The 26,090-nt window shown below is 73.9% G+C and carries 27 protein-coding genes and 1 pseudogene; 11 read left to right on the plus strand and 17 right to left on the minus strand.

The annotated features are described in order from the left end of the window. Nucleotide 1: 1 nt before the first annotated feature. Nucleotides 2–517 (plus strand): GbsR/MarR family transcriptional regulator, encoded by a 516-nt coding sequence (locus ACVUH9_RS01650; RefSeq protein ID WP_475753297.1) that lies wholly within the window; start codon nt 2–4, stop codon nt 515–517. Here ACVUH9_RS01650 and ACVUH9_RS01655 read toward each other — a convergent pair. The 5 genes from ACVUH9_RS01655 to priA form a co-directional block, all read right to left on the minus strand. Next, on the minus strand, nt 493–1,899 hold the full coding sequence (locus ACVUH9_RS01655) for a transcription antitermination factor NusB (RefSeq protein WP_475753299.1): 1,407 nt from the start codon (nt 1,897–1,899) through the stop codon (nt 493–495). The two genes, ACVUH9_RS01650 and ACVUH9_RS01655, sit on opposite strands and share 25 nt — an antisense overlap. Beyond that, nucleotides 1,896–2,750, minus strand: a complete 855-nt coding sequence (gene fmt, locus ACVUH9_RS01660; protein ID WP_475753301.1) for a methionyl-tRNA formyltransferase — start codon at nt 2,748–2,750, stop codon at nt 1,896–1,898. The genes ACVUH9_RS01655 and fmt overlap by 4 nt, the downstream gene beginning before the upstream one ends. Then, a complete protein-coding gene (def, locus tag ACVUH9_RS01665) occupies nt 2,747–3,319 on the minus strand; it encodes a peptide deformylase (RefSeq protein ID WP_475753303.1) in 573 nt (190 codons plus the stop codon). The genes fmt and def overlap by 4 nt, the downstream gene beginning before the upstream one ends. Nucleotides 3,320–3,326: 7 nt before the next feature. Further along, a complete protein-coding gene (locus ACVUH9_RS01670) occupies nt 3,327–3,461 on the minus strand; it encodes a hypothetical protein (protein ID WP_475753305.1) in 135 nt (44 codons plus the stop codon). A gap of 141 nt (nt 3,462–3,602) precedes the next feature. Next, nucleotides 3,603–5,819, minus strand: a complete 2,217-nt coding sequence (gene priA / locus ACVUH9_RS01675; RefSeq protein WP_475753307.1) for a replication restart helicase PriA — start codon at nt 5,817–5,819, stop codon at nt 3,603–3,605. Nucleotides 5,820–5,960: 141 nt separating this feature from the next. Here priA and ACVUH9_RS01680 point away from each other — a divergent pair, with 141 nt between their 5' ends. Continuing rightward, on the plus strand, nt 5,961–6,614 hold the full coding sequence (locus ACVUH9_RS01680) for a PH domain-containing protein (RefSeq protein ID WP_475753309.1): 654 nt from the start codon (nt 5,961–5,963) through the stop codon (nt 6,612–6,614). 239 nt (nt 6,615–6,853) lie between these two features. On the opposite strand, the gene metK is transcribed toward ACVUH9_RS01680, so the two are convergent. Genes metK through cmk form a run of 4 tightly spaced genes read right to left on the minus strand, consistent with a single transcriptional unit; the run spans nt 6,854 to nt 11,708 of the window. Continuing rightward, the gene (gene metK, locus ACVUH9_RS01685; protein ID WP_475753311.1) at nt 6,854–8,074 is read right to left on the minus strand and encodes a methionine adenosyltransferase; all 1,221 of its coding nucleotides are present in this window, start codon (nt 8,072–8,074) and stop codon (nt 6,854–6,856) included. After that, nucleotides 8,071–9,597: a hypothetical protein gene (locus ACVUH9_RS01690; RefSeq protein ID WP_475753313.1), complete on the minus strand. Its 1,527-nt coding sequence runs from the start codon at nt 9,595–9,597 to the stop codon at nt 8,071–8,073. The genes metK and ACVUH9_RS01690 overlap by 4 nt, the downstream gene beginning before the upstream one ends. Before the next feature lie 36 nt (nt 9,598–9,633). Then, nucleotides 9,634–11,058: a ribosome biogenesis GTPase Der gene (gene der / locus ACVUH9_RS01695; protein WP_475753315.1), complete on the minus strand. Its 1,425-nt coding sequence runs from the start codon at nt 11,056–11,058 to the stop codon at nt 9,634–9,636. Further along, the gene (cmk, locus tag ACVUH9_RS01700) at nt 11,055–11,708 is read right to left on the minus strand and encodes a (d)CMP kinase (protein WP_475753317.1); all 654 of its coding nucleotides are present in this window, start codon (nt 11,706–11,708) and stop codon (nt 11,055–11,057) included. Before cmk ends, der begins: the two co-directional genes overlap by 4 nt. Nucleotides 11,709–11,772: 64 nt before the next feature. On the opposite strand from cmk, the gene ACVUH9_RS01705 reads away from it, so the two are divergent. Beyond that, complete coding sequence (locus tag ACVUH9_RS01705) at nt 11,773–12,363, plus strand: P-loop NTPase family protein (protein WP_475753319.1); 591 nt, start codon at nt 11,773–11,775, stop codon at nt 12,361–12,363. A 27-nt stretch (nt 12,364–12,390) separates the two neighbouring features. Here the strand turns inward: ACVUH9_RS01705 and aroA are convergent, their stop codons facing one another. Further along, on the minus strand, nt 12,391–13,692 hold the full coding sequence (gene aroA, locus ACVUH9_RS01710) for a 3-phosphoshikimate 1-carboxyvinyltransferase (RefSeq protein ID WP_475753321.1): 1,302 nt from the start codon (nt 13,690–13,692) through the stop codon (nt 12,391–12,393). A 7-nt stretch (nt 13,693–13,699) separates the two neighbouring features. After that, nucleotides 13,700–14,743 carry a 3-deoxy-7-phosphoheptulonate synthase gene (gene aroF / locus ACVUH9_RS01715; protein ID WP_475753323.1) on the minus strand — a complete coding sequence of 348 codons (1,044 nt, stop codon included), beginning with the start codon at nt 14,741–14,743 and terminating at the stop codon, nt 13,700–13,702. A 481-nt stretch (nt 14,744–15,224) separates the two neighbouring features. On the opposite strand from aroF, the gene ACVUH9_RS01720 reads away from it, so the two are divergent. From ACVUH9_RS01720 to ACVUH9_RS01730, 3 genes are read left to right on the plus strand one after another with little or no spacing between them, the layout of a single operon-like run. Next, nucleotides 15,225–15,905 (plus strand): response regulator transcription factor, encoded by a 681-nt coding sequence (locus tag ACVUH9_RS01720; RefSeq protein WP_475753325.1) that lies wholly within the window; start codon nt 15,225–15,227, stop codon nt 15,903–15,905. Next, nucleotides 15,902–17,350 carry an ATP-binding protein gene (locus ACVUH9_RS01725; RefSeq protein ID WP_475753327.1) on the plus strand — a complete coding sequence of 483 codons (1,449 nt, stop codon included), beginning with the start codon at nt 15,902–15,904 and terminating at the stop codon, nt 17,348–17,350. The genes ACVUH9_RS01720 and ACVUH9_RS01725 overlap by 4 nt, the downstream gene beginning before the upstream one ends. Nucleotides 17,351–17,363: 13 nt before the next feature. Beyond that, on the plus strand, nt 17,364–17,879 hold the full coding sequence (locus tag ACVUH9_RS01730; protein ID WP_475753329.1) for a PepSY domain-containing protein: 516 nt from the start codon (nt 17,364–17,366) through the stop codon (nt 17,877–17,879). A gap of 18 nt (nt 17,880–17,897) precedes the next feature. Here ACVUH9_RS01730 and ACVUH9_RS01735 read toward each other — a convergent pair whose 3' ends face one another. From ACVUH9_RS01735 to ACVUH9_RS01755, 5 genes are all read right to left on the minus strand, one after another. Then, nucleotides 17,898–18,302 (minus strand): hypothetical protein, encoded by a 405-nt coding sequence (locus ACVUH9_RS01735; RefSeq protein WP_475753330.1) that lies wholly within the window; start codon nt 18,300–18,302, stop codon nt 17,898–17,900. Nucleotides 18,303–18,389: 87 nt separating this feature from the next. Then, nucleotides 18,390–19,502 (minus strand): histidinol-phosphate transaminase, encoded by a 1,113-nt coding sequence (hisC, locus tag ACVUH9_RS01740; protein ID WP_475753332.1) that lies wholly within the window; start codon nt 19,500–19,502, stop codon nt 18,390–18,392. Between the two features lie 22 nt (nt 19,503–19,524). Continuing rightward, a complete protein-coding gene (aroH, locus tag ACVUH9_RS01745) occupies nt 19,525–19,893 on the minus strand; it encodes a chorismate mutase (RefSeq protein WP_475753334.1) in 369 nt (122 codons plus the stop codon). Between the two features lie 136 nt (nt 19,894–20,029). Continuing rightward, nucleotides 20,030–20,746, minus strand: a complete 717-nt coding sequence (locus ACVUH9_RS01750; RefSeq protein ID WP_475753336.1) for a pseudouridine synthase — start codon at nt 20,744–20,746, stop codon at nt 20,030–20,032. A 1-nt stretch (nt 20,747) separates the two neighbouring features. Further along, entirely contained in the window at nt 20,748–21,536 is a 789-nt protein-coding gene (locus tag ACVUH9_RS01755; protein WP_475753338.1) for a class I SAM-dependent methyltransferase, read from the minus strand. Nucleotides 21,537–21,670: 134 nt separating this feature from the next. Between ACVUH9_RS01755 and ACVUH9_RS01760 the strand changes: the two genes are divergently transcribed. Continuing rightward, nucleotides 21,671–22,045, plus strand: a complete 375-nt coding sequence (locus ACVUH9_RS01760) for a thioredoxin family protein (protein WP_475753340.1) — start codon at nt 21,671–21,673, stop codon at nt 22,043–22,045. 321 nt (nt 22,046–22,366) lie between these two features. Here ACVUH9_RS01760 and ACVUH9_RS01765 read toward each other — a convergent pair whose 3' ends face one another. Beyond that, nucleotides 22,367–23,260, minus strand: coding sequence for a LysR family transcriptional regulator (locus tag ACVUH9_RS01765; protein ID WP_475753342.1), 894 nt, complete (start codon nt 23,258–23,260; stop codon nt 22,367–22,369). A gap of 134 nt (nt 23,261–23,394) precedes the next feature. On the opposite strand from ACVUH9_RS01765, the gene rlmN reads away from it, so the two are divergent. The 4 genes and pseudogenes from rlmN (at nt 23,395) to ACVUH9_RS01785 (ending at nt 26,067) form a co-directional block, all read left to right on the plus strand. Beyond that, nucleotides 23,395–24,381, plus strand: a complete 987-nt coding sequence (rlmN, locus tag ACVUH9_RS01770; RefSeq protein ID WP_475753344.1) for a dual-specificity RNA methyltransferase RlmN — start codon at nt 23,395–23,397, stop codon at nt 24,379–24,381. 226 nt (nt 24,382–24,607) lie between these two features. Then, nucleotides 24,608–24,853, plus strand: coding sequence for a hypothetical protein (locus tag ACVUH9_RS01775; protein ID WP_475753346.1), 246 nt, complete (start codon nt 24,608–24,610; stop codon nt 24,851–24,853). Further along, nucleotides 24,850–25,230 (plus strand): twitching motility protein PilT, encoded by a 381-nt coding sequence (locus ACVUH9_RS01780; RefSeq protein WP_475753348.1) that lies wholly within the window; start codon nt 24,850–24,852, stop codon nt 25,228–25,230. Before ACVUH9_RS01775 ends, ACVUH9_RS01780 begins: the two co-directional genes overlap by 4 nt. Nucleotides 25,231–25,303: 73 nt before the next feature. Continuing rightward, nucleotides 25,304–26,067: pseudogene (locus ACVUH9_RS01785) on the plus strand (SDR family NAD(P)-dependent oxidoreductase). Nucleotides 26,068–26,090: the final 23 nt, after the last annotated feature.

A 26,090-nucleotide genomic window follows, 5' to 3' on the forward strand; every position in this document is an offset into this window, starting at 1 on the left:
GATGCCCGACGTGGACGCCACGCCCCCGGCCGGCCCCGATTGCGAAGCTGCCCGTCGCTTCGTCGAGCGGTTCGCCGGGGTGCTCGCCGACTCCGGCATCCCCCGCATGCCCTCGCGGGTCTTCGCTGCGCTGCTGGCCACCGACGACGCGCGGATGACGGCGGCGGAGCTGGCCGCCGTCCTCCAGGTCAGCCCGGCGGCGATCTCCGGAGCAGTCCGCTACCTGACCCAGGTCGGCCTGATCGAGCGGATCCGCGAGCCCGGCGCCCGCCGCGACCACTACCACGTCTACGAGGATGTCTGGGCCCAGAGCATCGCCGGCCGCGACCAGCTGCTCGCCCGCTGGCAGCAGGTCCTCGGCGACGGCGTCAACGCGCTCGGCCTCGGCACGCCGGCCGGCGTCCGGCTGGCCGACATGGTCGACTACTTCGCGTTCCTCCGCGAGCGGCTGCCCGCGCTGGCCCGCGAGTGGCAGGCCCAGCGCGACGCCGCTCAGTCGTCGACCGACGAGATGTAGAAGCCGTCGGTGTGGTCGCGGTGCGGGTACAGCCGCCGGATCTCGCCCTCGGGCAGCTGCTCCTCGCCCGGGTTCAGCGTGCACACGCTGTAGACGATCCGGCCGCCGGGCTTGACCACCCGCTCGGCGACGTCGAGCAGCTGCCGCTGGAGCTTGGCGAGGTCGAGCAGGTCGCCCTCCTTGACCCGCCAGCGCAGATCGGGGTGCGAGGCCAACGTGCCGAGTCCGGAGCAGGGTGCGTCGAGCAGGACCCGGTCGAAGCTGCCGCGTTCCAGCTCGAGCTCGAGCGCGTCGGCGTGGACCACCTCGACGTTGGTCGCCCCGACCCGCTCGCAGGTCCGGCGGAGGGCGCGCGCCCGGCCACCGTGCTTCTCGATCGCCAGGATCGAGCCCTCGCCGCCCATCAGCGCGGCCATGTGGGTGGTCTTGCCGCCCGGCGCCGCGCAGAGGTCGAGGACCCGCTCGCCCGGCTCGGGCGCGACCGCACGGGCCGCGACCATCGAGCCGTAGGACATCGCCACGTAGCGGCCCGCGTGCCAGGCCGGATCGGCCAGCACGTCGAACGGGCCGTCGACCCGTCGTGCCTCGGGGATCGCCGGGTCGAACGCCTCCCCGGGAACCACGAACAGCTCGCCGTCCTCGCCGCGGGCTTCCGCGCGCAGGCTGTTGTCCCGCAGGACCAGGTCGGTCGGACGGTTGCCGGCCGCGAGCAGGGCCCGGGTCGGGTTCGGTCCCAGCCAGTTCCACCACCGGCGGACCAGCCAGAGCGGGTGGCTGTGCCGGACCGCGGCGCCCTCGGGCGTCTCGTCGGACGGGATCTTGGTCGCCGCAGGACCCTCGTCGGCGACCCGGCGGAGGACCGCATTGACGAGCTTGAAGCCGAGGTTCGGCTTCGCCAGCTCGACCGCCGAGGCGACCGCGGCACGGTCCGGCGTCCCGTCGCTGAAGAGCAGCTCGTAGAGCCCGACGTGCAACGCCGCCCGAACCTCGACGTCGAGCTCGCGGTCGACGTGCTGGCCGATCACGTAGTCGAGGGTCAGCTGACGCTGGACCGCGCCGAAGACGATCCGCTTCGCCTGGCCGCGCTCGCGTGGGTCGAGGTCGGCGGCGACCCCGTGCAGCGCCCGGTCGGCGAAGGCACCGTCGCGGAGGACGCGGACGATCACCTCGTGGGCGACGCGACGCGCGGCCCCGGCCTTGTCGTTCTTGCGGACCGGACGCGTGCTCCGACTCGCGCCGGACGCCGGCTTCGAACCGGGGCCGGAGCCCGGGGCCTTGGCGCCGTCGCCGGCCGCGCCGGTCCGCGCCGGCCCGCGGTTCGGACGCCGCTCCCAGCGGTCCGGTCGTCCCGATCCGCGCTTGGGCAGCTCGTTGTCGCTCATCGTTCGCCCCGTCCGCGGAGGTAGTCGGCGTAGGCCATCGGCCGCCCGCCGGGGGGCTGGACCTCGAGCAGCTCGAGGCTGCCGTCCTCGCCGACCCGGGTGCGTCGCACGCCGAGCAGGCTGTCGTCGTCGCGCCGCAGCCGCGCACCGATGTGGGGCGTCAGCGCCCGCACGTGGTCGTGCTGCTGCTGGCCCGAGGCGGAGGGATCGAGGTCGCGGTCGGCGGCCACGATCTTGTCCGCGTAGGTCACGCCGGCCTCCGGCTGCGGCGTCGCGGTCAGGGGACCCTCGGCCAGCTGCTCGAGCGTGGCGACGAGCAGGCGCGAGCCGAGCTCGACCAGCCGCGGCGCGAGCGTGCCGTAGCTGTCGTCCGGCCCGATCGGCTCACGTTCCTGGGCCAGGATCGGCCCGGCGTCGAGCTCCTCGACCAGCTCCATGATCGTGACGCCGGTCTCGCTGTCGCCCGCCATCAGCGCGCGCTCGATCGGCGCGGCGCCGCGCCAGCGGGGCAGCAGCGAGGGATGGACGTTGAGGAGCGGGAAGGCGGACAGCAGGGGTTCCTTGATCAGGGCGCCGTAGGCGCAGACGATCAGCGCGTCCGGACGCTCGGCGGTGATCCGGGCGACCACCTCGTCGTCGAGGCGGTCGGGCTGGATCAGGGGCAGGCCGAGCTCGACCGCGGCGTCGGCCACGGCGGGCGGGGTCAGCTTGCGGCCGCGACCGGCGGGCCGGTCGGGGCGGGTCAGGACGAGCTGCGGGGCGTGACCGGCGTCGACCAGCCGCCGGAGCACGTCGGCGGCGAACCAGCTGGTGCCGAGGAAGACGGTCCGGACGGGCGCGGCGGTCGTCACGACGGGTCGCCGAGCTTGCCGCGCAGCTCGCGCAGGGCCTGCTTGCGCTGGTCGCGGGCGGTCCGGTCGAGGATCAGGACGCCGTCGAGGTGGTCGATCTCGTGCTGGATGATCCGCGCCTCGAAGCCCGAGGCCTCGACGCTGATCGGCTGGCCGTGGCCGTCCTGGGCGGTCAGCCGCAGGAAGACCGAGCGCTCGACGTCGACGTGCACGCCGGGCAGCGACAGGCAGCCCTCGCCCGCGACCTCGACCTCGCCGCCCCGCCACACGATCTCCGGGTTGACGAGCGCCCGGACCGGACCCTCGCCCCCATCGACGGCGTAGACGAGCACGCGGTGCAGCGTCCCGACCTGGTTGGCCGCGAGGCCGACACCGCGGGCGTCGTGCATCAGCTGGCCCATCACGTCGAGCTCCTCGCGGAGCCGGTCGTCGAAGACCGTCACGTCGCGGGCGTGGGCCTTCAGCACCGGGTCGCCCCACTGCCGGATCGCCTGCAGCGCCGCCTGCCGCCGGGCCGTGATCTCTGCCGCCGCCTGCGCGGACTCTTCGGTCGTCTCAACGTCCGCCATCGACCCTTCAGGGTAGCCGTCGCTGGCCCTCCCCGGCCGGACGGCCGGCGGCCACGACGCTGATGTCGAGCTCCTCGACGGTCACGCGGGTGCCGGCCGCGACCTGCTCGTCCCGGTCGGTCTGGGCTGGGGTAGGGCTCATGTCGGTCTCCTGTCGGTCCTGGTCGTGCGCGACGGCTCTCGTCCGCCGCCGTCGTCACGACCCTGACCGTTCCGCCGCGCGGCGACGATGACCCGGGAGGTCATCGTCCCGTCGCGCCCGCGGCCCGTCGACGTCACCGACTCAGCGGGGGTCGACCTCGATCGCCAGCACCAGCCCGCGGGCGGCGGGCGCCCCGACGATGCTGTCGACGGCGGCCCGTACCGCCGCGACCGCCGGAGCCCGCCGCGGGGCCTTCAGCAGCAGCTGACGCCGGAACCGCCCCTGGCGCCGGAAGATCGGGACCGGGCCGAGCGTCTCCGGCGGCATCCGCTGGCGCAGGACCTCACCGGCCGCTTCGACCCGGGACTCGTCCTCGTGCTCGCACATCACCCGCACGATCGTGGAGAAGGGCGGGTAGGAGAGCGCGCGGCGACGCTCCAGCTCCTCGACGAGGAAGCCGTGGGCGTCGTGGCGGGCGGCGAGCAGCAGCGCCGGCTCGTCCGGCGCGCGGGTCTGGACCAGCACCCGTGCCGGGCCGTTCCCGTCGGCGGTCGCGCCGTCGCCCCGTCCTGCCCGTCCGGCGAGCTGGGCGACGAGCTGGAAGGTCCGCTCCTGGCTGCGGAAGTCGGGGAAGCGGAGGGTCGCGTCGGCGTCGACGACGACGCCCAGGCCGACCCCCGGGAAGTCGTGGCCCTTGGCGATCATCTGGGTCCCGACCAGGATCCCGTGGTCGGCGGCCCCGAACCGCTCCAGCACCCCGCTGCGGTCGCGGACGTCGGCGTCGAGCCGGTAGACGTGGCCGGGAAGCTGGTCGGCGAGCTGCTCGGTGCCGAGCCCGTGCTGGCCGACCGAGACCGAGGCACAGCTCGGGCAGACGCTCGGCGGCTGCTCCTGGTGGCCGCAGTGGTGGCAGCGCAGGACGCCGCCGCCGGACGCGCCGGGACGGGCCCCGTGCAGCACCAGCGAGACGTCGCAGTTGGGGCACTCCCAGGTGTGGCCGCAGTCAGCGCACTCCATCCAGGTCGCCCACCCCCGCCGGTTCAGCAGCACGATCGCCTTGCGGGTGTCCGCCAGGGCACGGTGGACGTCGGGGTGCAGGATCCCGCGGGTGCCGCGTACGTCGACGAGCCGGACCTCCGGCATCGCCCCGCCGTCCGCCCGGCGCGGCAGGCCGATCCGGCGCAGCGCCGCCCACGACTCCGGCCGCGGGGTCGCCGAGCCGACCAGCAGCACCGCCCCCGCCGCCTGCGCCCGCCAGGCCGCGACCCGCCGCGCGTCGTAGCGGGGGTCGCCGTCGTGCTTGTAGGCGGGGTCGTGCTCCTCGTCGACGATGATCAGCCCGAGGTCGGAGACCGGCGCGAAGACGGTCGACATCGGGCCGACACAGATCCGCGCCTCGCCCGACCGCAGTCGCCACCACTCGTCGCGACGCTCGCCCTTCGAGAGCCCGGAGTGGAGGACGGCGACCGTCTCCCCCAGCCGCCGCCGGAAGCGCGCGACCGTCTGCGGCGTGAGCGCGATCTCGGGCACCAGCACCAGCACCGTCTGCCCGGCGTCGATCACCCGCTGGGCGGCCTGGAGGTAGACCTCGGTCTTGCCCGAGCCGGTCACGCCGTGCAGCAGCAGCCGCTGGTCGCGGGGGTCCTCGTTGCTGCCGTCGAGGACCGCCGCGATCCGCTCGACGGCCAGGCCCTGGTCGGGGTTCAGCGGGGGTGGGATCGACCCGTCGCCCTGGTGGGCGCCGATGTCGACGTGATCGGGGCGCCGCGGCTGCGAGCGCGACGAGATCGTCACCAGGCCACGGCCCTCGAGCCGCCGCAGGACCGGCAGGTCGTCGCCGGCCCAGTCGGGCAGCCGTTCGAGCGCGGCGCGCTGGCCGTCGGTCAGCCGGATCCCGGCGTAGGGATCGGCCGGCGGCACCGGCTCGTCGTCCCTCTCCCCGTCCGCCGGCGACCGCTCGCCGTCAGCGGGCGCCGCGGGCGTCGGCCCGTCCCCGTCCGCGGTCGGCACCGGGAGGACCGGATCGGCCCACATCCGCTTGCGCTCGCCGACCCCCTCCGGCGGGAGCAGCAGCTCCAGGCAGCGGGCGCGGGTCGAGACGATGTCGTCGGCCATCCACAGCGCCAGCCGCACCAGGTCGGGCGGCAGCGAGACGTCGAAGACCTGGAGCGGCGCCTTCAGCTTGTGCTCGGAGCTGTCGACCAGACCGGTCACGACCCCGCGCAGACGTTGGCGCCCGAAGGGCACCTCGACGACGCTGCCGACGTCGCAGCCCTCCGGCCGCGCGTAGTCGAACGGCCCGCGGACGCCACGGGCCGTCACGAGCGGCTCGACCTGGATGACCTGTTGACCGCCCACCGCCCTTGATGGTGTCAGGAGCGACGGCGCCGGAGCCGGGCCACCCTCGCGAGCGGCCGCGCTCGGAGCCGGGGGACGGCGTCCGCCGGAGCACCTCCGCTGCCGCCCACCGGTGACCCGCCGGCGCAGTATCGTCGCGCCATGGACCTACACGACGACGAGAGCATCCTCTACTCCACGACCCCCTCGTGGAAGAGTCAATTCGGCCGCCACACGCTGATCCTGGTCGGGGCGATCCTGATCGGCGCCGTCGTCCTGCTGGCCGTCGATCCGGACTGGATCGGGATCGCGGTCGGGATCGCGATCGCACTGGTCGGCACCATCCTGCTGTGGGGCGAGCGGACCCGCACCAAGTACGTGATCACGACCCACCGCCTGCGGGTCCAGGAGGGCTTCCTCGCCAAGGAGGTCCAGGAGACGCGGCTCGACCGGATCCAGAACGTCACCGTCAACCAGTCGGTGCTGGACCGGATGCTGCGGATCGGCACCGTCGACTACGACACCGCCGGCGACGACGGCTCGCGCTTCCAGATGGCGGGCGTGCCCGAGCCCGAGAAGCTGGTCCGGCTGGTCGACCGCGCTCACCGTGCCTCGCTCGAGAGCGAGCGTGCCCAGGCCGCGCTGGCCGAGGCCGAGGCCGACGCGGAGGTCCGCGCCCGGCGTGAGGCCGCGTCGCGACCGGCCCAGGACGTCCGCCCGCCGGCGCCCCGCCCCCGCGACGACTTCGAGTCGCCCGCCCCGCGGCCGGTCAACGGCGACGACGTGCCGCCCACGAACGACGACCGCCCGGCGTAGCCGGCGGAAGGCGGGTCCCGCGGCGGGTCCTGCCGCGCAACGACTACGGGCGCCGGATCCGAAGATCCGACGCCCGTAGTCGCCGCGACTAGGCGGCGAACCGCGAAGCCGCGCGGTTGCGTCTGAGGTGGTCGTGGACCAAGCAGGTCGGTGCGCGCGGGGCGAGAGCTGGGCGCCAGCCCTGCCGAGCCCCGTGCGTGCCGAGATGCGCCGCGTCCACGGCCGCCTCAGACCAACCGCTAGAGGCCGGCGGCCTGCTTCAGCTCGTCGACCTTGTCGAGCTTCTCCCACGTGAAGTCGGCGAGCTCGCGACCGAAGTGGCCGTAGGCCGCCGTCTGCTGGAAGATCGGGCGGAACAGGTTCAGGTGGCGACGGTACGCCAGCGGACGGAGGTCGAAGACCGAACGGACGGCCTTCTCGATCCGGGCGCGCTCGATCTTCTCGGTGCCGAAGGTCTCGACCAGGATCGAGATCGGCTGGGCGACGCCGATGGCGTACGAGACCTGGATCTCGGCGCGGTCGGCGAGGCCGGCGGCGACGACGTTCTTCGCCACCCAGCGGGTCGCGTAGGCGGCCGAGCGGTCGACCTTCGAGCTGTCCTTGCCGGAGAACGCGCCGCCGCCGTGGCGGGCGGACCCACCGTAGGTGTCGACGATGATCTTGCGGCCGGTCAGGCCGGTGTCGCCGACGGGGCCGCCGATGACGAAGCGACCGGTCGGGTTGACCAGGAACTCGTCGAGCAGCGTGCTCTCGTCGTAGAGCTCGCCCGGGAGGACGTGCTTGACGACGTGCTCCCAGAGGTCCGACTTGATCTGCTTCTGGTCCAGCACGTCCTCGGTGTGCTGGGTCGAGATCAGCAGCTTGTCGATCGAGACCGGCTTGCCGTCGCGGTAGCGGACGGAGACCTGGGTCTTCGCGTCGGGGCGCAGGTAGTCGAGCTCGCCGGACTTGCGGACCTGGGCGAGGCGCTCGGCCAGGCGGTGCGCGTTCTGGATCGCGACCGGCATGTACTCCGGCGTCTCGTTGGTCGCGTAGCCGAAGATGATGCCCTGGTCGCCGGCACCCTCGAGGTCGAACTCGTCGGCCGAGCCGCCCTTGGCCTCGGTCGCGTCGTCGACGCCCTGGGCGATGTCGGCCGACTGCGGGTCGATCGCGTTGAGGACGGCGCAGGAGTCGAACGAGAAGCCGAGGTCGCCGTGCGTGTAGCCGATCTTCTTGATCGTGTCGCGGGCGACCTGCTGGACGTCGATGTAGGCGTCGGTGCGGATCTCGCCCGAGACCACGACGAGACCCGTGTTGACGAGCACCTCGCAGGCGACGCGCGCCTTCTCGGGGTTGCTGTCGGCGGCAAGCACCGCGTCGAGGACACCGTCCGAGATCTGGTCGGCGACCTTGTCGGGGTGACCCTCGGAGACGGACTCGGAGGTGAACAGGTACTCGTTATCGGCGTACTGGGTCATGGGATCCTGAGATCGACGTCAGCGATGGTCTCATCGCCCTGCGTCCGCGTCTGCAGACCGACCGAGCGGACACGTTGGAGGTCCTGCCGCACGGCGCGGTACTCGGCAAGCGTGCCGATTCCGGTCTGCTCCGCTACCCGCAGGAGCTGGGAGAAGTCCAGAAACCCTATCGACATGACACGTTTGGAGCGCTCTCCAGCGACCTGACGCCACGATCGCCCTGCGGAGAGACGGGTTCCGGGAGCGAGCACGGCCGCGACAGCTCGGCTCGAGCTGAATCCGAACACCCGGTTGTCGTCGATCAGATAGCCGATCGTTCCCCGCCCGGCGATCCGCAGGGTCCAGGCCGTGCGCCCCGCCACCATCGTCCGGCGGAAGCGGCGGCGCTGCCCGGGAGGGGTCAGGGCCGCCGCAGCGCGGCTGCGGACGCTGGCCAACGCGCTCCCGGCCCGACGCCCGTCGGTGACCGGGACGACGATCACCAGCGCGGCCGTCGCCTCCCGCCCGCTCGGCGGCATCAGGATCACCTCCGACGGCCCCCGGACCGCGCCGAGCAGGTCGCGCTGGAGGCGGCCCCCGCCGGCCCGGTCGGCCTCCGTCGTCAGCCGCGCGAGCAGCGGCCCGAGGTCGGACGAGAGCCCACCGTCCCCGGTCACCGTCAGGAACCGCGAGGCTGCCCCGGCGGGATCGTTGGTCAGCAGGCTGCCGATCGCCGAGGCGGGAGCGGTGGTCGCCGTCTGGCTGTCGAACGGCTGCCCGGCCCCGCGCGGGGCGCGCGAGTGCAGCGTCAGCCGGAGGCCGGAATCGGTCGGGGTCGCCGCGACGACCAGGCCCTGGAGGCCCGGCCGGTCGAGCAGCGCCGCCAGCCCACCGCCGACCCCGCGGCGCGGCGCCAGCACCCGCCGCACCCCGTCCGGCGAGAGCCAGGCGTCGGCGACGCGATCGTCCGGCAGCCCCGCCGCCAGCCGCCGGTAGAGCGGCTGCCGAGCCAGCGAGCGGCCCTCGCCGGTTCCGTCGTGGAGGCGCTGCGCGATCCGCACCACCTCCGGCGTCCCGACCACGTACAGCCGTCCCAGGTAGACCGCCTGCCGGTCGCCGCAGCGCCGCGACCGGGCGCGCTCGTGGTCCTGGCCGGTGTCGACGACCGCCAGCGAGGCGGCACGGCCGTTCCCGGTCGGGACGATCGCGACGGTCACCTCGCGGCCACCGATCCCGTCGAACGCGCGGCAGGCCGCCGGCGACAGATCCCGCAGCAGTCGCTCGCGAAGCCGGTTCCAGCCGGGCAACCGGGCCAGCCGCCGCGACGCCTCGGTGACCGGATCGCGGCGACCGTCGGTCGAGACGTGGACGGCGATCAGGGTGTCGTCCGGGATCACCCGCAGGGTCGCCCGTGCCGGCCCGCGCTCGTCCTCGCCCGCCCCGCGGCCGAAGACCAGCAGCAGCAGCGCGACCGTCACCAGGGCGACCGCCAGCGCGACCGCGAAGACGATCCGCCGACGCGAGGGCGACCGCGCGGCGTCCATCGTCGGCTAGATGGTCGATTCCACGGATTCGATCATCTAGTGGAAGCTGCGGCGTCCGGTCGGCGGGCCCTCGACGTCGTCGTCGCCGTCGCCGATCTCGACGCCGGACTCCGACTCGCGGCGGAGCCGCGCCGGGCTCATGCTGACCTCGCTGCGGCGCGTCTTGCGCTCGTTGAAGTCGATGATCACCGGCACGCCGTCGAGCCCGAAGCGGGCCCGCAGGCGGTTCTCCACGAAGTACGCGTACGAGCGGACGACGCGGTTGCGGTCGTTGACCGAGATCGCGAACCGCGGCGGCTCCTCGCCGACCTGCGTGATGTAGAGCATCTTCAGGCGGCTGCCGCGAACCGCCGGCGGCTGCTTCGCTTCGAGCACCTCGGCCAGGAAGCGGTTCAGCTGCGAGGTCGGGATCCGGCCCTTGCGCTTGTCGCCGAGCGCGATCGCCTCGGCGATCACGCGATGGATGTTGCGCCCGGTGAGGGCGCTGGCGGTCAGCACCCGCGGGCGCAGGCGGAGCTTGTTCTGGACCTTGCCGCGCTCGTGGGCGAGGTCGTCGTCGGTCAGGTTGTGCTCGTCCCACTTGTTGAGCACGAGCAGGGTCGAGCAGCCGGCCTTCATCGCCAGCTCGGCGATCCGGAAGTCCTGGCTGGTGACGCCGTCGGCGGCGTCGCAGACGACGATCGCCACGTCGGCGCGGTCGACCGCCCGCTGCGAACGCAGGACGGTGTAGTACTCGACCGACTCGCTGACCTTCGACTGCCGTCGCATCCCGGCGGTGTCGACGATCACCAGCTTGCGCCCGTCGATCTCGATCGGCAGGTCGATCGCATCACGGGTCGTGCCCGCGACGTCCGAGACGATCGTGCGCTCGTCGCCGACCAGCTTGTTGAACATCGTCGACTTGCCGACGTTCGGCCGGCCGATGATCGCCAGCCGCAGGACGTCGGAGAGCTCGGGGTTGTCGTCGCCCTCGGGCAGCGCCTCGACGATCCGGTCGAGCAGGTCGCCGGTGCCCAGGCCCTGGTTGGCCGAGACGGGCATCGGCTCGCCGAGCCCGAGCCGGTGGAACTCGGCCGCGCTCGGCATGTCGTGCGCGACGTCGATCTTGTTGGCGGCGACGAGCACCGGGCCGTCCCACTTGCGCAGGATGTCGGCCAGCTCCTCGTCGCCCGGCCGGACGCCCGTCTTGGCGTCGACGACCAGCACCGCGACGTCGGCCGTCGAAAGCGCCGAGCGGACCTGGTCCAGGATCGCGGCTGCCATCGGGTCGGGATCGAGCGCGTCGACCCCGCCGGTGTCGACCAGCTGGAACTGCCGGCCGTTCCACTCGGCGTCCATGTGCTTGCGGTCGCGCGTGACGCCGGCCCGCTCGTGGACCACCGCCTCGCGCCGGCCGGTGAGCCGGTTGACCAGGGAGGACTTCCCGACGTTCGGGAAGCCGACGATCGCAACCTGTCTCATGCACGGTCCTCTGGAGTCGCGTTCGCGGCTCGTTCACGGGTGTCGGTGGCGAGCAGAGCGATCCGCTCGACCACCTCTTCGAAGCTCAGCCCGGTGGTGTCCAGCTCGACCGCGTCGTCCGCCTGTCGCAGCGGCGACGCCTCGCGGGTCCGGTCGCGCTCGTCGCGCTCGCGGAGGTCGGTCAGCTCCTCCTCCACGGTCCGCCCGGTCTGGGCGGCGCGGCGGCGGGCGCGCTCCTCGTCGCTGGCGGTCAGGAAGACCTTCAGCTCCGCGTCCGGGCGGACGACGGTGCCGATGTCGCGGCCCTCGGCGACCCAGTCGCCGCGTTGGGTCATCGCCCGCTGACGCTCGACCAGGGCCGCGCGGATCTCGGGATCAGTCGCGACCTGCGACGCCCGCTGACTGACCTCCGGGGTCCGGATCGCCTCGGTCGCGTCGGCGTTGTCGAGCCAGACCTGGTCGCCGACGAACTCGATCCGGAGGTCGGAGACCGTCCGGGCGAGCAGCGAGTGCACGTCCTGGATCGCGGCCAGCGCGACGCACCGGTACATGGCCCCGGTATCGAGATAGGTGAAGCCGAGGCGGACCGCTACGGCCCGCGCGACGGTGGACTTCCCGGCCCCTACAGGACCGTCGATCGCAACGAGCATCCGACCCAGGATAGAGCGCTGGGGGCGCCGAGGACGACCGCCGTCGATCGCTAGCCTGCGGCCGATGCCGTCACTCGGCCCCCACGACCGACTCCCCCGGCCTCCCGCCCGGATCCTCGTCGCCGGCACGTCCGGCGCCGGCAAGACCACGCTCGCGCGACGGATCTCGGCCGTCCTCGGCGCCCCGCACTGCGAGATCGACGCGCTCTTCCACGGCCCGAACTGGACGCCGCGGGCGAGCTTCCTCGACGACGTCGAGCGGCTCGTCTCCGCTCCCGCGTGGGTCACCGAGTGGCAGTACGACAGCGCCCGGCCGCTGCTGGTCGCGCACGCGGACGCCGTCGTCTGGCTCGACTTCCCGCGGGCGCTGGTGATGCGGCGGCTGGTCCGCCGGACCCTCCGTCGCCGGTTCCGTCGCGAGCTGCTCTGGAACGGCAACCGCGAGCCGCCGCTGCACACGCTCCTGACCGACGACCAGCTGTTCCGCCCCGCCTGGGACAGCCATCCGCAGCTCGCCGACAAGCTGGCGGCGGCCGTCCGCCCGTACCCGGAGCTGGCCGTCATCCGGCTGTGTCGGCCGCGCGAGGTCGAGGCCTGGCTCGCCGGACCGCTGGCGGGCGCGGTCCGGTCCGGGTCGGCCCGGTCGGTCCGCTAGGACCGACCGCCCCGCCGAGGCCGCCGCTCAGGCCCGCTGCAGCCGCCCGATGTGCTCGGCGAAGCCCGGGTAGGAGACCTCGGCAGCCTCCATCCCGATCACCTCGACGCCCTCGCGCGACGCCAGCCCGGCGACCGCGCCGAGCATCGCCAGGCGGTGGTCGCCGTGGGCCTCGATCGTGCCGCCGCGGATGCCCGTCCCGCCCTGGACGACGAAGCCGTCGTCGGTCGCCTCGATCTCGGCCCCGAGCCCGCGCAGGCCGTTGACGACGGTCGCGATCCGGTCGGACTCCTTGTGCTTCAGCTCCTCGGCGCCACGGACGATCGTCTCGCCCTCGGCGAAGCAGCCGAGCAGCGCGACCAGCGGCAGCTCGTCGATCACCAGCGGGATCTCGGCGCCCTCGACGACGGTGCCCTTGAGCGGCCCGTGGGCGATGTCGAGGTCGGCCACCGGCTCGTCGCCGGGGACCTCGCCGTCGCGACGCTGCTCGCGCTCGCCGATCACGATCGCGCCCATCCGCTCGAGCACGTCGAGGATCCCGGCCCGGGTCCAGTTGACGCTGACGCCCTCGATCAGCAGCCGCGAGCCCTTGACCAGGACCCCGGCCACGATCGGGAAGGCGGCGGACGAGAGATCGCCGGGGACGTGGATGTCCTCGACGGTCAGCTCGTCGACGTGGCCGACGGTGATCGCGTCGCCGTCGCGCCAGAGCGGGACCCCGAGCCGCGAGAGCAGCCGCTCGGTGTGGTCGCGGCTGGCGACCGGCTCGATCACGGTCGTGTCGCCGTCGGCCATCATCCCGGCCAGCAGCACGCAGCTCTTGACCTGGGCGGACGCCACCGGCAGCTCGTAGGTGATCCCGTGCAGCTGGGTCCCGTGGACCGTGAACGGCGGCAGCCGCTCGTCGGTCGCCTCGATGTTCGCGCCCATCTGCCGCAGCGGAACCGCGATCCGGTCGACGGGCCGGCGCCGGATCGAGCTGTCGCCGTCGAAGCGAAACGACCGCCCCTCCTGCCCGGCCAGCCAGCCGGGCAGCAGGCGCATCAACGTGCCGGCGTTGCCGACGTCGATCGTGGCGCCGTGCGCGTCGGCCGCCCGCAGGCCCGTCCCCCGCACGACGACCCGGTCGCCGTCGCGCTGCACCAGCGCGCCGATCGTCCGGGTCGCCTCGAGCGTGGACAGGGTGTCCTCCGCCGCGAGGTAGCCGGTGATGGTCACCGGCTCGGTCGCCATCGCACCGACGATCGCGGCGCGATGGCTGATCGACTTGTCGGCGGGCGGGGTCAGCCGCCCCTTGAGGGGGCCCGAAGGGGCGAAGCGGACGTTCACCGGACGATCAAATCGCAACCGTGGCGACCGGTGCGGGCACCCGTCCGGCGAGGGCGGCCACGGCCTCGACCTGACGGAGGTACGCACCGAACTCCGCGGCCCGGATCTGCTGCGGTCCGTCGCAGACCGCCTTCTCCGGCTCGGGGTGGGTCTCGACGATGATCCCGTCGGCCCCCGCGGCCGCCGCGGCCATCGAGAGCGGCAGCACCAGATCGCGGCGCCCGGCGGCGTGCGACGGGTCGACGACGACCGGCAGGTGGGTCAGCTCCTTGAGGACCGGGACCGCCGCGATGTCGAGCGTGAAGCGGGTCGCGGTCTCGTAGGTGCGGATGCCGCGCTCGCAGAGCAGCACGTTCTTGTTGCCCTCCTTGAGGACGTACTCCGCCGCCATCAGCAGCTCCTCGAGCGTCGCCGAGAGCCCACGCTTGATCAGCGCCGCCACGCCGCTCTTGCCGATCTCGGTCAGCAGCGGGTAGTTCTGCATGTTGCGCGCGCCGACCTGGATGATGTCGGCGACCTCGCAGACCGCCTCGACGTCACGGACGTCCATCAGCTCGGTGACGATCGGCAGGCCGGTCCGCTCCTTGGCCTCCTTGAGGATGTCCAGGCCCTCCTGGCCCAGCCCCTGGAAGCTGTACGGGGACGAGCGCGGCTTGTACGCCCCGCCGCGGAAGAACTGGACCCCGTCGGCCAGCATCGTGTCGGCCGTCGAGAGCGTCTGCTCGCGACTCTCGACCGTGCACGGGCCGGCGATCGTGGCGAACGCCCCGCCCCCGATCCGGCGGCCGGCGATCTCGAGCGTCGACTCGTTGCCGTGGGCGATCTGGCGCGAGGCGAGCTTGTACGGCTTCGAGATCGGGACGAGCTTCTCGACCCCCGGCTCCGCCGCCAGCTCCTCGAGCTGCTCGATGTGGGTTCGATCCCCGATCACGCCGATCAGGGTGATCTCGTCACCGGTGCTGACGTGGGGACGCGCCCCGACCTGCTCGACTCGCGCGACCGCCGCCCGGATCTGCTCCTCGGTGGCTCCCGCCTGCATCACAATCATCATGTTCGTACTCCTCACGGGCGCCCGGGGACTGTCGTTCCGGGCCACCCGACGTCGTTCGGAAAGGCTATGGACATGCACGTGCACCGTCCCGACGGCGCGGGTGAAGAGCTACCGACACCCGATCGCTTCGCCTCGCGGGAGAGACGACGTTCGTCCCGCGGGTCCCACGAAGGTGGGTCAGGGAACGACGACCGGATGCCTAGCGAAATCGCCAGGTGCGCCACGCGTACGTAAACGTCGCGTCAGGGCGCGGAGCGACGACCGGGGAATACTCGGCTGCGAAAGGCAGGGCTCGAGGGGCGGTCGTCGACATCGACGCAGTCAGCCTAGCGCACCGCTCCGCGACCGACCAACGGCGCTGGCCGAACGTCCGGCGCAGGCCGCAGTCGGCACCGCGGCCGCCGCGCGGGCCCGCGATGCCCTCGTCGCCCCCCGGCTCCCGCCCCCGGGCGCCGTCCCGCCGGTCGCTAGCCTCGGGGCGGTGCGCCTGCTGATCGTCGAGGACGAGCCAAAGCTCGCGGCGTTGCTCGCCCGTGGCCTCCGCGAGTCCGGGCACGCCGTGGACCTGGCCGAGACCGGCGAGGAGGCGCTCTGGCGGGCCGGCTCGACCGCCTACGACGTCGTCGTGCTCGACGTGGGGCTGCCGACGATCGACGGCTTCGAGACCTGCCGGCGGCTGCGCGCCGACGGCCAACGGGTCCCGGTGCTGTTCCTGACCGCCCGCGACGGCGTCGAGGACCGGATCGCCGGACTCGACGGCGGCGGCGACGACTACCTGGTCAAGCCGTTCGACTTCGGGGAGCTCGAGGCCCGCCTGCGCGCGCTGACCCGGCGCGGCGCGGCACCGCTTCCGACGGTCCTGGAGGCCGGGCCGCTGCGGCTCGACCCGGCGGCCCGCCGGGCGTGGCACGGCGACGCCGAGCTCGACCTCTCCGCGAAGGAGTTCGCCCTGCTCGAAGCGCTGATGCGGGCCCCCGGCCTGGTGCTCGACCGTCGGGCGCTGCTGGAGGCCGCCTGGGACGACTCCTACGAGCAGCGCTCGAACGTGGTCGACGTCTACGTCGGCTACCTCCGCCAGAAGCTCGACCGGCCGTTCGGCACCGCGCTGATCGGGACCGTCCGCGGGGTCGGCTACCGGCTCGACGGCGAGGTCCCGACGTGAGCCGGATCTCGGTTCGCCTGCGTGTCGTCGTCGCGTCCACGCTCGCGATGGCCGTGGTCCTCGCGGGACTCGCCGGGTTCCTGCGGACCCAGGTCGAGCGGGGGCTCGACACCTCGCTCGACCGTGCCCTGGCCGGACGGATCGCCGACGTGACCGGGCCGCTGCAGGCGGGTCAGGCCGCCACCACGGCGGTCCCGGCGGCGGAGGCCGACGAGGACGCCGTCGCCGTCCAGGTCGTCGATCGCGCGGGTCGCGTGCTCGCCTCCAGCCCCGGGCTCGGCGGTGCGCCGCTGCTGAGCGGGGCCGCCCTCGCCGAGGCGGCGGACGACGACGTGACCGTCGACCGCCAGCGGGTCGTCGTGCGGGACGACGGCGACAGCGACGACTTCGAGGCCCGCCTCCGGGCCCAGCCGGTCGACGACGACCGCCCGGACCTGCCGATCGTGGTCGCCGCCGTCTCGCTCGAGGACCGCGACGCCACGCTGCGGTCGTTCGACACCGCGCTGCTCGTCGGCCTGCCGATCGCCGTCCTGCTCTCCGCGCTGCTCGGGTACGCGCTCGCGGCCGGTGCGCTGCGCCCGGTCGAGGCGATGCGGCGCCGCGCTGCCGCGATCGACGCGCCCTCGGACGAGCGGCTGCCCGTCCCCGGCTCGCGGGACGAGATCGCCCGCCTCGGCCACACCCTCAACGCGATGCTCGACCGCCAGGCCGAGGGCTTCCGGCGCGAGCGGGCGTTCGCCGCCGACGCCAGCCACGAGCTGCGCACCCCGCTGACGATCCTGCGGACCGAGCTCGACCTCGCCGCGCGCGGCGAGCGCAGCGCCGACGAGCGCAGCGCCGACGAGCTGCGGGCGGCGCTCGCCTCCGCCTCGGACGAGACCCGCCGGCTCGAGCGGCTGGCCGAGGCTCTGCTGACCCTCGCCCGCTCCGACGCGGGTCGTGCGGCCGACCACCGCCGCGTCGCGTTGCCGGCCCTGCTCGCCGCGGTCCGTGACCGCTACGCGCCCCTCTTCGCGGCCGAGGGCCGGACGTTGACGGTCCAGCCGGGCGGGCCGAGCACCGTCGAGGCCGACGCCGACGACCTCGCTCGCGCCCTCGGCGGCCTGGTCGAGAACGCCCTCCGCCACGGCGGCGGGGAGACCCAGCTCGCCGTCGCCGCGACCGACGACGGGCGGGTCGCCCTGCACGTGCTCGATCGCGGACCGGGGGTCCCCGCCGCCCTCCGCGACCGCGCCTTCGACCGCTTCGTGACCGGCGGCGGCACCCGCAGCGAACGGCGCGGGACCGGACTCGGCCTGCCGATCGTGGCCGCGATCGCCGCGGCCCACGGCGGCCGCGCCGGGATCGACGCGCGTCCGGGCGGCGGCACCGACGCGTGGCTGACCGTCTCATCGTCCTCTCATGCGGCGGGGCGTAGCGTCAGCTCCGATGACGAATCCGCATGAGCAGCGTTCCCCGATGATCCGTCCCCGTACCGCCCTGCCCCTGACCGCCGTGGCCGTCGCGCTCGCCGTCGGCGGCGTCGCGATCGCGACCGCCGGCCCGGCCGTCGCCGCGGGTGACGACGGTCTGACCCGGGTCGAGGCGACCAAGGCCCGTTCCGCCGCCCTGAAGCGGGTCGCCGGCCGCGCCGTCTCGATCGACCGCGACCACGACCGCGGTGCGGTGAGCTACGACGTCACCGTCCTGACCCGCGCCAACACGGCCCGCGAGGTCCATCTCGACGGCCGCTACCGCGTGCTCCGCACCACGGCCGAGGACCGCGACGGCCTGAGCTACGCCACCGCCGGTCGCGCCTCGCGCGCCGCCCTCGGCCGGGTCAGCGGGATCGTGACCGGGATCGACGTCGAGGACGAGGGCCGCGCTCGCTACGAGGTCGAGGTCCTGCCCAGCTCCGGCCGCGAGCAGACGGTGCGGCTCTCCTCCGGGTTCCGGGTGCTCGGCGTCGCCGCCGCCGGCAGCGACGACGACTGAGCCCGGGCCGCGGTCGGCTCAGGCCGCGTCGGAGAGCGACGTCCGCAGCAACAGCGCTCGCAGGGCCGCCGTCGCGTGACGGCGGTCGGCGAGCTCGTCGCGGTCGTCCGCGTCGTCGACCGGATCGAGCTCGTCGAACGGGGTCATCGCCCAGCGGGCGAGGTCGTCGCCGCGAAGGATCGCCAGCATCGCCCGGTCGCGGACGGCGGAGTCGACCGCGTCCGCCCCCAGCTGCAGCGCGGCGAGCGCGATCCAGAACGACGCGGTCAGCGCGCGATCGTCCTCGATCTCGTCGGCGTAGTCGCCGACCAGGAGCGCTGTGGCCTCGGGCGGGGTCGCTCCGCGGGCCAGCGCCTCCTCCCAGTCACCGCGAACGTCGGCCGCGAGATCGTCGTCGAAGATGCCGGCTTCCCAGGCGTCCATGGCCTCCGACCGTAGACCGAATCGGGGCGCCCGTTGGGAATCTTGTGTGAAGGAGGCCGCCGAAGCGGCCTCCCGCGGGGCCGCCGGTCAGGCCTTGGGGCGGGCCAGCGCCTGCCCCAGCGCGGCCAGGAACCGCTGGTTGTCGTCCGGGGTCCCGTAGGTCACGCGGAGCGCGCCGTCGCGCCCCAGCGCCCCGCCGGAACGCACGAGGATCTTGTCGTCGCGCAGCCCGCCGAGCACCCGCTGCTCGACCTCGGCGGCGTCCTCGCCGTCCGCGACCGGCAGGTCGAACCAGCAGAAGTTCGCCTCCGAGGCGGCCGGCGCGATCCCGAGCGCGCGCAGCCCGGCGTCGACCGCGCCCCGCGACTCGCGCGTCTGCGCGATCCGCGCCGCCGTCTCCCCCGGGTGTCGCAGCGCCTCGGTCGCCGCGGCCGCGGCGGCGACGTTGAGCGAGAACGGCTGACGGACGCGAGCGACCGCACCGACCAGCTCCGGCGTCGCGCAGAGCCCGTAGCCGACCCGCAGGCCCGCGAGCCCGAACAGCTTGGAGAAGGTTCGCAGGATGATCAGGTGCGGGTGCTCGTCGAGCAGCGAGACCGAGTCCTCGGGCCGGTAGACATCGGCGAACTCGATGTACGCCTCGTCCAGCAGCACGACGACGTCCTCGGGGACCTTCCGCACGAACTCGCGAAGCTCGTCGAGCCCGACCGCGGTCGAGGTCGGGTTGTTCGGGTTGCAGACGATCACGAGCCGCGTGCGCTCGGTGATCGCGGCCAGCAGCCCGTCGAGGTCGTGACGGTCGTCGGCGTCGAGCGGGACGCGGACGGCGGTCGCGCCGGTCGCGGCCTCGAGGTGCGGGTAGACCGAGAACGACGGCCAGGCGTGGACCAGCTCGGTGCCCGGCTCCAGCAGTGCCTCGCCCAGCCCCAGCAGCAGATCGCAGGAGCCGTTGCCGACCGTGATCCGCTCGGCCTCGACGCCGGTGTGGGCGGCCAGCGCCTCACGCAGCGGCAGGTACGACGGATCCGGGTAGCGGTTGGTCGCCAGCAGCGCCTGGGTCGCCGCGGCGACGACCTCGGGCAGCGGCGGGTCCGGGCACTCGTTCGAGGCCAGCAGCGCCACCCCGTCCGGCAGGTTGTAGCCCCCGGCCGCGGGGTAGTACGGGATCTTCGACGCGGTGGCGGTCAGCTTCAGCGGCACCGGTTGATCGTCCCAAATCGCGCTACTGGGCGCTGTCGAGGTCGGCGCGGAGGGCCTTGGCCCGGCCCAGGTAGACGTGCTGGGCGCGGTGTTCCTCGTCCGCGGCGTAGTAGTGCGCCATCACCCGGACGACCTTCGGCATCGCCCCGGGCACGTCGATCTCGACCGCGCACATCAGCGGCACGTGCTCGAAGCCCATCTCGCGGGCGGCGGCGGCTGGGAAGGCGGCCTTCAGGTCTGGGGTCGCCGTGAAGATGCAGCTGACGACGTCGTCGGGGCGCAGCGCATTGCGGCGCAGCAGCTCGTCCATCAGCTCGATCGTTCGGGTGCGGATCTCGGCGGCGTCGTCCTGCTCCACCGAGATCGCGCCGCGCAGTGCGTGCAGCCGCATTCGGCGGATGATCGCAGCGCGCCGACCACGGCGCGCAGCGCCCGGCCCGGCCTCCACGGGGCGGACGCCGTCGACCTCGAGGGGTCCACGGAACGGCTCGCCTCCCGCTCCGCGACGCTGCCGGGGTCCGCGGGGCCTAGGCCCCCTCCTGCCTCACGGGTGCGGCGCGCAGCGCGTCGACCTCGCGCGGGTCGAGCACCCGCCACTGGCCCTCGCGGAGATCGCCCAGCTCGAGCGGGCCGAGCTTGACCCGCCGCAGCAGCAGGACCGGATGGTCGATCGCCTCGCACATCCGTCGGACCTGCCGCTTGCGGCCTTCCCGGATCGTGATCCGGAGCGCGCCCGGCTCGTGCTGCTCGACGCCGGCGGGCAGGGTCGGACCGTCCTCGAGCATCACCCCGGACCGCAACGCCCGCAGCCCCTGCTCGCCGACCTCGCCACCGGCGACGATCGCCTCGTAGGTCTTCTGGACCTCGTAGCGCGGATGGGTCAGGAGGTCCGCCAGCTCGCCGTCGTCGGTCAGCAGGATCAGGCCGGTGGTGTCGGCATCGAGCCGCCCGACCGGATACAGCCGGCGTCCGCGCGACGGGACCAGCCCGACGACCGTCGGCCGGTCGTGGGTGTCGCTCGCGGTCGAGACGACCCCGGCGGGCTTGTTGACCACGAAGACGATCGTGTCGGAGACCGGCGTGACCGGCTTGCCGTCGACCCGCACGTCGTCCGCCTCGCCGACGTCACGCGCCGGGTCGGTGACGAGCTCGCCGCCGACGGTCACGCGACCGTCGGCGATGATCTGCTCGGACGCACGGCGCGAGGCGACGCCCCCGTGCGCGAGGAACTTCTGCAGGCGCACGTCAGGCCCCCGGCCGATCGGCGGCCCAGACGACGGCCGCCGGCATCCCCTGGATCGTCGGGTCCTCGCCGTCGTGGGCGGGCTCGTGGAGCTCGGTCGGGATCAGGCCGGCGGCGACGAAGCGGCTGACGTACTCCCCGAGCCCGTGCGCCCACTCCGGCACCTGGACGCGGATCCCGTCGGCGGTGGTCGTCCAGGCCCGGGCGTGCAGGACCTCGGTCGCCAGCGGGTGCGGGTTGGAGATCACCAGGCGGCCGCCGGGCCGCAGCAGCCGGGCCAGCTCCGCGATCGGCTCGAGGGTCGGCAGGTGCGAGAGCGTCAGCGCGCAGACGACGATGTCGGCGCTGGCGTCGTCGAACGGGAGGTGACGGAGGTCGGCCTCGACCCACTGCAGGTCCGGGGCCCTCGACCGCGCGACCTCGAGCATCGCCCGCGACGCGTCGACGCCGATCACCTCGTGGCCCTGCTCGGCGAGCCAGGTCGCGTGGCGACCGGTTCCGGTGCCGACGTCGATCGCGACCCCGGCGGGGCGGCCGGCGAGCAGCTCGTGCACGACCGGCCCCTCGGCCCGGATCGTCGGGTTGCGCCGGTGGTCGTAGGAGGTCGCCCAGGCGGCGTAGCCCTCCTGGACGCTGACCTCGGGCAGTCGCCGCGAGGCTGCTTCCTCCGGGTCGCCGATCAGCTCGGCGATCGCGCTCCGGTGCCGGTGCACGCCGAGCGCGTCACCCTTGACCCCGGCGCGCAGCAGCGCCAACCCGTGCAGCCCGATCTGGTGGTCGTGCTCGTCCATCGCCTGCGGAGCATGCCACGAACCGCAGCCGTGCTCCCGCCGACGGCGATCGAGGCGACCGACGCTCGCCGCTTATCGACCCGATCAGCAGGTCCTCTTGGACCTGGCGCGCGAATCGGCGGAGAGTCGAGGGCATGCCCAACCGCTCCTCCTCCGGCTTCCCCTCCTCGACCGTCGCGCCTGTCACCCCGGCGCCCTTGGCCGACGTCGGCGACGACTCGTTCGTCGCCGACGTGCTGGAGAGCCCCGTGCCGGTGCTGGTCGACTTCGGCGCCGCCTGGTGCCCGCCGTGCCGGGTCCTGCGCCCGGTCCTGGAGCGGATCGCCGGCGAACGCGACGACCTCCGGATCGTCCACCTCGACACCGACGCCCACCCCCGCACCGCCGCCCAGCACCAGATCCTCTCCGCCCCGACCCTGATCCTCTTCCGCGACGGCGCGCCGGTCCTGCGGCTGGTCGGCAACCGGCCGTACGGGCGCCTCGTGGCGGAGCTCGACGGGGTGCTCTAGTCGCCGGGCGAGCGTCCGGCGGCGTGGGATGCCCGTCGCCGTCGGTCCCACCCGGCGGCCGGTCCGGAGCACCTGCCAGATGGGGCGGGGCGCCTGGGCGCCAGCGGCCTGGTCCCCGACGGGGTCACCCGCGTCGAGATCCCCCTCACCGGCGGACCGACGATCCGTATCCCGGTCGTCGACAACGGCTTCTACGTCGAGACCGCGGCGCCCGTCGGCCGCTACAACCCGAACAACGTCCGCTGGTTCGACGCCGACGGCCGGCAGGTGCACCGACGCTGGCGGTAGGCCGACCGCGCCGCACGACGCGCGGCCGCCCGCTCAGCCCTCGTCCGGCGGCGGACCGAGCGCGTCGCTCAGCCAGTCGTGCAGCATCCGCGCGGCGGGTGACGGCTCGGCCGGGGCGAGCAGGACCGGCCGGTGGACGCCCAGCTCGTCGCCGGACGCCAGGCAGGAGACGCCGGAGCCCGCCCACGAGGCCGGGACCAGCGCGACCCCGAGGCCCGCCCCGACGAGATGGCGGACGGTCGCCGGATCGCCGATCGCGAACCGCGGGACCGGCCCGAACCCGGCGCGGGCACAGGCCTCGACCGCCGCCGCCCGCAGTGCCGTCCCCTCTTCCGCCAGCACGAACGCCCGCTCGCGCAGGGCCCACAGCGCCAGCGGCTCGCCGGCGCTGGCGAGGGGGTCGTCGGCCGGCAGCATCAGCCGCAGCGGCTCCGCCCGCAGCGGGGTCTCGGTGATGCCGGCAAGGCGCGTCTCCCGGCCCGGCCCGTCGGCGACCACCGCGAGGTCGATGGTGCCGTGGCGGAGCAGCTCGGCGGCCTCCCCCGCTCGCGTGTGCCGCAACGTCAGGCCGATCCCCGGGTGCTCGGCACCGAAGCCGGCGAGGGCCGCCGGCAGCCCGACCGGATCGCCGATCGGCGCCCCGACCCGCGCCATCCCGCGGGCCGCCCCGGCGTGGGCGTCCATCCCGGCCACCAGTCCGTCGACCTCGGCCAGGATCGCCTCGGCCCGGCCGAGCAGCTCCTCGCCCGCCGCGGTCGGCTCGACGCCGCGCGGGGTGCGGTGCAGGAGCGCCACGCCCAGCTCCGTCTCCAACCGCCGGATCTGCTGGGACAGCGCGGGTTGGGTCACGTGCAGCGCCTCGGCCGCGCGGGTCACGTGGCGGTGGCGCGCCGCGGCGACGAAGTACCGCAGCTGGCGCAGCTCCATCGGCACATCGTGGCGCACCCCCAAGACGATCACGGGGCATGCCGGGCGCCGACACGCGATCGGCCTCCCCCGTTCGGGGCAGCGCCCGCGTCCGGCCGGACCGATGTCACGCCGTCACCTGCCATCATCGGGGAGTGGACCTCGACCTGTTGCGCAGTACGCTCGATGAGCTCGGTCAGCCGCGCTTCCGGTTCGGGCAGATCTGGAAGTGGACGGCCGGCGGAGCCGCCGGCTACCACGAGATGACCAACCTCCCCGCCGGGCTGCGGGACGAGCTGACGGCCAAGGTGCCGTTCTCGACGCTCCACGAGGTGACCCGCGCGGAGGCCTCCGACGGCACGGTCAAGCTGCTCCTGAACACGCAGGACGGACGGCCGATCGAGACCGTTCTGATGCGCTACAAGGACGGCCGTCGCTCGATCTGCGTCTCGTCGCAGTCCGGCTGCCCGCTGACCTGCACCTTCTGCGCGACCGGCGCGATGAAGTTCGGGCGCAACCTGACCGCCTGGGAGATCCTCGACCAGGCGCTCGCCCTGCGCCGGATCGACGAGCTCGACCACTGCGTCTTCATGGGCATGGGCGAGCCGATGATGAACCTCGACAACGTGCTCGAGGTCTGCCGCCTGCTCCCCGACATCGGGATCACCAACCGCCGGACCGGGATCTCGACCGTCGGCTGGGTGCCTGGCATCGACAAGCTGACCGAGAGCGACGTACCGGTCCGCCTCGCCTGGTCGCTGCACTCGGCCGAGGACACGCTGCGCAGCGACATCATGCCGGTCAACGACCGCTACTCGCTGGCGGACGTGAAGGCCGCCTGCGACCGCTTCTACGAGAAGCGTCGCAAGATGATCTTCGTCGAATACATCATGCTCGGCGGGGTCAACGACTCGGTCGCCCAGGCCAAGCAGCTCGCCGACCTGCTCGAGCCGTGGAAGTACAAGATCAACCTGATCCCGTACAACCCGACCGACTCCGTCTACGACGCCTCCGAGCGCGGGGCGATGGAGGCCTTCCGGCAGACGCTGGAGGACGAGGGCTTCAACGCCACGATCCGGCTGATCCGCGGCCGCGACATCGACGCTGCCTGCGGCCAGCTGGCCGCCAAGGCCGCGGCCTAGCCGCGCCCTCCGGCCGTCCGCCGGCCCTCCGGCGGAGCGGCTGCGGCCGCAGCTGGCCTGAAGTTGGCACCCGTCGGACACAGAATCGGTGCCGCCCGGAACAGACACGGCACGGCGGCCGGACTACGGTGAGGACATGCCCGTCCTCGCCTCCCGAATCGCGCCCGTCGCCCCCGGCGGACCGCCGCCCCTCGACATGGTACGACCGCAGTGCTACCGTGCGCCCATGCCCGTTCGCAAGATCTCCATCGCCCTGGACGAACAGGTCGCTGCCGACGCCGCACGGCTCGCCGCCGAGCGCGGGATCAGCGTCTCCGCACTGATCAACGAGGCGCTCGTCGAGCGGCTGGCGATCGCCGACGGGCTCGCGGCCGTCGCCGAGTGGGAGGCGGAGAACGGCCCGTTGAGCGCGGAGGCCCTCGCCCGTGCCGAGGCGATCCTCGACGCACACGGCGTCGGCACCCGCCCGTGACCGGTCTCAGCTACGACGCCGGGGCCCTGATCGGTGCCGAACGAGACGACGAGGTGCTGTGGGCGACCCACCGGCTGGCGCTGGAGCGAGGCATCCGGCCGACGGTCCCGGCGGGCGTGCTCGCTCAGGTCTGGCGGGGCGGACCCCAGCCACGTCTCTCCCGCCTGCTGCGGGGCTGCCGGATCGAGGAGCTGACCGAGGATGGCGCCCGCGCGGTCGGCTCCGCACTGGCCCGCAGCGGCGCCAGCGACGTGGTCGACGCGGCGGTCGTGGTCAGCGCCGCCCCGCGGCATGACCTCGTGGTGACCAGCGACCCCGACGACCTGGCCCGGATCGCCGAGGGCATCGGCTCCCGGCTGCGGCTGCTCGTGGTCTGAGCGGCCGGCGAGCCGAGCCGGCCGCGTCGCCCACCGGCTCCAAGGGCTGCCGACCGCGCACTAGGCTCGTCACATGAGCCAGCGACTGACCGGAACGACCGCTCTCGTGACGGGAGCGAGCTCGGGCATCGGTGCGGCGACCGCCCTGTCGCTCGCCGCCGAGGGTGCCGCCATCAGCCTCGTCGCGCGCCGCCGTGACCGGCTCGAGGAGCTGGCCGCCCAAATCCGCGGCGACGGCGGCACCGCCCACGTGATCGAGGCCGACGTGACCGAGCGGGAGGTCGCGTTCGCCGCGGTCGCCGAGACGGTCGATCGGCTCGGGCGCCTCGACACGGTGGTCAACAACGCTGGCGTGATGCTGCTCGGTCCGGTCGTCGACGCCCCGATCGAGGAGTGGGAGCGGATGCTCGCCCTCAACGTCCAGGGGCTGATGTACGTCGCCCACGCCTCGCTCCCCCACCTGCTGTCCGCGGCCGAGAGCGGCCCGCGGCGGGTCGCCGACCTCGTCAACTCAGCTCCGTCGCCGGTCGTGTCGCCCGCAGCGGGAGCGCCGTCTACAACGCCACCAAGCACGCCGTCGGGGCCTTCAGCGAGGGCCTGCGGCAGGAGGTCACCGAGCGTCACGTACGGGTCTCCCTGGTCGAGCCCGGCGCAGTCGCGACCGAGCTCGCCGGACACAACCGACCGGAGATCCAGGAAGCGATGCGCAGCCGCTTCGAGGGCGTTGAGCGGCTGCAGGCCGAGGACATCGCCGACGCGATCGGCTACGTCGTCACCCGGGCCCGCCACGTCGCGATCAACGAGCTCCTGATCCGCCCGACCGAGCAGCAGGGGTAGGACCAGCCGGCCCGCCAGCCCTG

The organism is Patulibacter ginsengiterrae, assembly GCF_056269115.1.